The sequence below is a fragment of the Streptomyces sp. NPDC057486 genome (assembly GCF_042802415.1).
GTDB lineage: Bacteria > Actinomycetota > Actinomycetes > Streptomycetales > Streptomycetaceae > Streptomyces > Streptomyces yanii.
The window spans coordinates 1,534-3,270 of record NZ_JBHVEE010000259.1 but is presented as its reverse complement, the minus strand read 5'-3'; the positions used below and the strand labels follow the sequence as shown (position 1 = coordinate 3,270).

Here is a 1,737-nt window from a genome sequence, read left to right as displayed (position 1 = left end):
GTCACAGTGGACGCGAGCATCTGTGGCCAAGTTTTTAAGGGCGCACGGTGGATGCCTTGGCACCAGGAACCGATGAAGGACGTGGGAGGCCACGATAGGCCCCGGGGAGCTGTCAACCGAGCTTTGATCCGGGGGTGTCCGAATGGGGAAACCCGGCAGTCGTCATGGGCTGTCACCCGCTGCTGAACACATAGGCAGTGTGGAGGGAACGAGGGGAAGTGAAACATCTCAGTACCCTCAGGAAGAGAAAACAACCGTGATTCCGGGAGTAGTGGCGAGCGAAACTGGATGAGGCCAAACCGTATGCGTGTGATACCCGGCAGGGGTTGCGCATGTGGGGTTGTGGGATCTCTTTTTCACGGTCTGCCGGCCGTGAGACGAGTCAGAAACCGTTGATGTAGGCGAAGGACATGCGAAAGGTCCGGCGTAGAGGGTAAGACCCCCGTAGCTGAAACATTGACGGCTCGTTTAAGAGACACCCAAGTAGCACGGGGCCCGAGAAATCCCGTGTGAATCTGGCGGGACCACCCGCTAAGCCTAAATATTCCCTGGTGACCGATAGCGGATAGTACCGTGAGGGAATGGTGAAAAGTACCGCGGGAGCGGAGTGAAATAGTACCTGAAACCGTGTGCCTACAAGCCGTGGGAGCGTCGCTGTTGTTCTTCGGAGCAACAGTCGTGACTGCGTGCCTTTTGAAGAATGAGCCTGCGAGTTTGCGGTGTGTTGCGAGGTTAACCCGTGTGGGGAAGCCGTAGCGAAAGCGAGTCCGAATAGGGCGTTTCAGTAGCACGCTCAAGACCCGAAGCGGAGTGATCTAGCCATGGGCAGGTTGAAGCGGAGGTAAGACTTCGTGGAGGACCGAACCCACCAGGGTTGAAAACCTGGGGGATGACCTGTGGTTAGGGGTGAAAGGCCAATCAAACTCCGTGATAGCTGGTTCTCCCCGAAATGCATTTAGGTGCAGCGTCGTGTGTTTCTTGCCGGAGGTAGAGCACTGGATAGGCGATGGGCCCTACCGGGTTACTGACCTTAGCCAAACTCCGAATGCCGGTAAGTGAGAGCACGGCAGTGAGACTGTGGGGGATAAGCTCCATGGTCGAGAGGGAAACAGCCCAGAGCATCGACTAAGGCCCCTAAGCGTACGCTAAGTGGGAAAGGATGTGGAGTCGCAGAGACAACCAGGAGGTTGGCTTAGAAGCAGCCACCCTTGAAAGAGTGCGTAATAGCTCACTGGTCAAGTGATTCCGCGCCGACAATGTAGCGGGGCTCAAGCGTACCGCCGAAGTCGTGTCATTCGTACATGTATCCCCAACGGGAGTACGGATGGGTAGGGGAGCGTCGTGTGCCGGGTGAAGCAGCCGCGGAAGCGAGTTGTGGACGGTTCACGAGTGAGAATGCAGGCATGAGTAGCGATACACACGTGAGAAACGTGTGCGCCGATTGACTAAGGGTTCCTGGGTCAAGCTGATCTGCCCAGGGTAAGTCGGGACCTAAGGCGAGGCCGACAGGCGTAGTCGATGGACAACCGGTTGATATTCCGGTACCCGCTTTGAAACGCCCAATACTGAATCAGGCGATGCTAAGTCCGTGAAGCCGGCCCGATCTCTTCGGAGTTGAGGGTAGTGGTGGAGCCGACGAACCAGACTTGTACTAGGTAAGCGATGGGGTGACGCAGGAAGGTAGTCCAGCCCGGGCGGTGGTTGTCCCGGGGTAAGGGTGTAGGGCGTGTGGTAGGT

The 1,737-nt window shown here is 57.2% G+C and carries 1 rRNA gene (only partly in view); it reads left to right on the top strand.

The features are described from left to right. Positions 1-24: 24 nt before the first annotated feature. Positions 25-1,737 (top strand): 23S ribosomal RNA (locus ACFU6I_RS47700); it runs 1,511 nt beyond the window's last position.